This is a genomic window from Candidatus Stygibacter australis, assembly GCA_030765845.1.
GTDB lineage: Bacteria > Cloacimonadota > Cloacimonadia > Cloacimonadales > TCS61 > Stygibacter > Stygibacter australis.
The window spans coordinates 1-4,482 of sequence record JAVCDJ010000172.1 but is presented as its reverse complement, the minus strand read 5'-3'; the positions used below and the strand labels follow the sequence as shown (position 1 = coordinate 4,482).

Sequence of the window (4,482 nt, the reverse complement as noted above, 5' to 3'; positions counted from 1 at the left end):
CCATTGGAAATGCTATCCAGAAAGCCGAGTAATTATAGATATCATTACTATCAGAGATTTTGGTATTATGATACATGGAGATATTATTAAAAATAAATATGGGAATTGATTCTCGTCCCAATAAACTAAACACAGCTTTATTATTATCCTGCAATGTAATATTCTGTAACACCATTTCAGTTTGCTCTTCATTGCTATATACAGTTAACCGGATATCACAGTTAGTATCATCTACATTATTATCTTTTACTAAAATATTATTCATATAAACATTGGCATGTGTTTCAATAAGCATCATTACTCTACACCAATTATTTTCTAATACAAGATTTTCTAAGTATAAATCAGCCAATATATTAGAATTAAACTTAAGTGGATATTTTGTTATGGAAAAAAAACTGAATTGTTCACTTCTGCCACTATTAATGAATCTTAAATCTTCTATATGGATATCACCCCAGGAATAGTTTAGGTAAATAAAACTCGTATTTTCTTCACCATCAATAATCGTATTTTCAGCACTATCTCCCTTTATCGTAACATAACTTTTGGGTTGAAAAGGAAATACTTCACCAGTCTCTCCTTGTGAATATACTCCGGGAGCCAGGTTTATTGTATGAGGATCATTTTCATTCGCCGCAATCAGATAGGATGCCCAGGTTATACTTTTCAATGGATCATTTGCTGAAAGCCCACTATTTTCATCATCTCCCCAGGATGCTACATAAAGATCCGCATCAGTCTGTTCCATCCAGTAATTTTCTGCTTCTAATGTAAATCCGTCCCAGATAATTCCCGGACCATCTAAATAATCATATTGAACTGCATAATATCCTGAATATTCTTCACATGCTATAGTATCAAGATATACTTCTACTTCTCCACCTTCATATTTACTGCAAATATCGCTGCCAAAGCCCGACCGGTTATTATATATACTGCAACGGTCTGTTTCATTGAATATTATTGAGTTATCTCCATTTACAAATCCTATTCCCCCTCCTTCGATCATTGCCCAGTTCTTTCGGATTGTACAGCCTTTCAATTCCACAGTACAATCAAATCCGATAAATAATCCTCCTCCAATTATTGCTTTATTCTCTTCAATAATACAATTATCAATTAAAATATTTCCATTACTGATATTTAAAGCACCCCCAACTGCCATTATGGAATTAGGTAGTACCCAGCCATTACCATGCTGTAATGTAAAACCGGATAATTTTGTACCTTGTGGTTCCCCAAAGTGTACTACCACACAGCCTCTTTCTCCTTCACCGTCAATGATCGTATTATGGATATATTCCCGGTTGCCGGTTGTCATATACAAGCTTCCCAATACTATCAATTTACTGTCATAATTTACATACTCATAATAAGTGCCCGGATAAACCAGTACAGTATCACCATCTACAGCTTCTTCCATAGCATCACTGATATTTGTGTGATCTCCACTGCCATCCTGAATGACTTCAATTATATTTGCCGGTAGATAATATCCGATAAATATTATTATATAGCATAAGATATGTTTCATTTACTTACTCCTATAGACCTGACGCCTTTTTTAAAAGGCATCAGGTCATTTAATAGCACTATTTCAACATTAACATTTTGCCATTGTACGCATTATCGTCAGTAGTGAATCTATAATAATAAACACCACTGCTGACCTTAGTGTCATTATTATCTCTGCCATCCCAATTAAGGATATATTTTCCCGGTCTGTATAATTCATCAACTAATGTCTTTACTAATTGCCCCTTAACATTATAGATATGTAATTCAATTGAAGAAGTTTCTTCTAATTCGAAACTTATATTCACTTGTGGGTTAAAGGGATTAGGATAACAGTGTACAGGATTGATACATTCTGGGATATTACTATCAGTATTCTTAAAGGAAATATATTGATGCCTTTTATTTGATCCAGTATAAAGTTTTCTGCTTATTGTTTTTCCATCGTAATTATCCAGTACTGAGTAATCAGGTTTATAGATATTCCTATCTCCATCATAGAAAACAAATTCAATTTCTTCTCCAGCTTCTTCCTCCAGTACGTAAGCACATATCTGGCAAAGTGTATCTTCTACTACCTGAGCACCTTTACATTCTCCGTTAACGTAAATGCCAATCTCTTCAGGAATATCATCCGGTGAAAACTCTGCATAGATCGGCAGGTAATCAATTTCATCTTCAAAGTCAAAATGCTCCGCTCTTGGTCTGATATAAGGTTCTACTGCATCTCTGTGATGTCCTTGGCTTCCCTGCCACTGAAATCCTGTTATAGTTGAATTCGGTACTAAGATCACACAATCAGCATAATTAAAGGTATAACTGCCAGGAATTATCCAGCGGTCATTTATACTGTTACGGCTCATACTCCATCTTTGGGTTTTTATCCCTAATAATTCTGCCATCACCTGTGAATCTATTGCGTCTCCAGGATATTGACTATCTACCAGATAATATCCCATCCAGCTTTCCTGTTCGGCTGGCAAGTCTGGGTAAGTAAACAGACTTGCTGAATTTTCATCCATCAGATAGCCACCATTATAATGATACGAATCTGATGATATTTTAAATCCTTTCCAGCTCGGGACATGATAAGTTCCACCTTCTTGCCAATCCCAGTAAGAATCATAGTAGCCTTCAATTATGGGATCTTGATCAACATCGTCAATATACCAGACAATAAAAACATCAGGATTACTAGTCCAATATTCTTCCCAGATGTTAGGTGGTATCAGATAATCATCGTTTTCACCATTATTATCATCATCTGACACATCCAGTAGAGGATAGCACTTCCAAACATATCGATAACAAAGTGCATACTGATCTCTATCATAGCTGCAATATCCCATATCAATGGGAGATTGATCATCATCTTCTTCTGATGGATCACCAGCATCTATACAGGGACTGCCCCAAGGTATATGAAAATCATATTCTGGACCCGTATCATCAAGAAATAAAGGATCATCAATTATATTACCGATCCCAGGAAAACTTACTATATTTGTATTATAAGCACAGCAATATGTATAATCAATATCTGTTGAATAAGGATTTGCTACAATACAATTTTTCAGAATCATGTCAGCAGAGGGGTTATTATTATACAAATTATAGGATGCATAATCCACATGAAATGTGTTTTTTACCAAGATCACTTCATAATTATTTGAAATATCACTATATAAATTATATCCTCCCATGCATGCGTATGCTCCGTTTGAATGAAATACTGTATTCTGGATCTCAACATCTGAATTTCCAGAGATATACATTCCACCTGTATAGTTTGTTGTTGGTAGACCTCCTGAGTAATAATGTTTTCCGTAATTGTTACTAATTTCACAGTGACTTATAGAAAGATCACTGCTTTCACATTTAATCCCTCCTACATTTTCATATCTGCCCCCCATTATAACTAATCCATATAATTCCGAACCATTTGAATTTATAAAATTAAGGACTGGAGCATGTCCCGATCCTTGTATAATTGTATCTTTACCATTAATTGTCAGATATTTATTACTGATAGTTAATGGACCTGTATATGTCCCACTTTGCAGATTGATTGTATCTCCATCTGAGGCATTATCTATCATTGCCTGTACTGGATTAGTAGCTGAATGGCATGCCTGGCTAAAATACATAGTATCATTTTCAAAGTTTATAAGATATTGATCCCACACTGTAACCTCAATATAACCATCTCTAAATTCCCCACTTGTGTTCTCTTCACAGTTTATTACCACTTCTATCATTGATGTGCTTTGGTTATTATACGATATACTAATATAATCTGGACAATCATCAACATCAAATTGTGATGGATATTCTCCTAAAGAGTGTGAGAAGTAATTTTCATATTGAACCGAAGCTGCCGATACATAATAGTTATCTGATTGAAAACCACCATGTAGCATTAAAACGGTAACAGTAAAGAATATTATCATTAACAAAGTTTTATGTTTACACATACTTAACTCCTTATTATTTTGTTTTGTATCTTCATGATTTAGCTGCCTGTTCATTTGTTGGTGCTCAGGCAGCGACTTTTTTCAGTTCTCAGCCAAAAGCCCAAAGCTCATACCAGTATAACTTATATATATATATATATACTTAGCTAACTTCCTTATCAGTGAGTTATTAGATTGATAAATTTGTTTATAGTAAAATAGTAAGTCTTGATCAAACTGTAAACAGATTATTGCAGTTCCAGAAAACCGTATACAACATTTACAACCAATTCTGCCATCAACATAATCCACTTTCAAACTCAACCCTCCACTATTAAACACGTTACATTCTTTGTTCTGATTTAATCATTGTGTACAATATAATTTATCTAAGTCTTATTTAAGCAATTTTTGTTCCATACTTATGATTTTCATTTACCACTATCTCATCACAATTTCAAGTAGTAATGATATTAATATAGAACCGTTTATTAGTATTTTATCAATCAAG

At 34.1% G+C, this 4,482-nt stretch carries 2 protein-coding genes; both read right to left on the bottom strand.

What is annotated here, in order from left to right:
• Nucleotides 1-1,537, bottom strand: a 1,537-nt coding sequence (locus tag RAO94_08655; protein MDP8322405.1) for a DUF1565 domain-containing protein, incomplete at its 3' end; no start/stop codon positions are given.
• Between the two features lie 58 nt (nt 1,538-1,595).
• Nucleotides 1,596-3,992, bottom strand: coding sequence for a FlgD immunoglobulin-like domain containing protein (locus RAO94_08650; protein ID MDP8322404.1), 2,397 nt, complete (start codon nt 3,990-3,992; stop codon nt 1,596-1,598).
• Nucleotides 3,993-4,482: the final 490 nt, after the last annotated feature.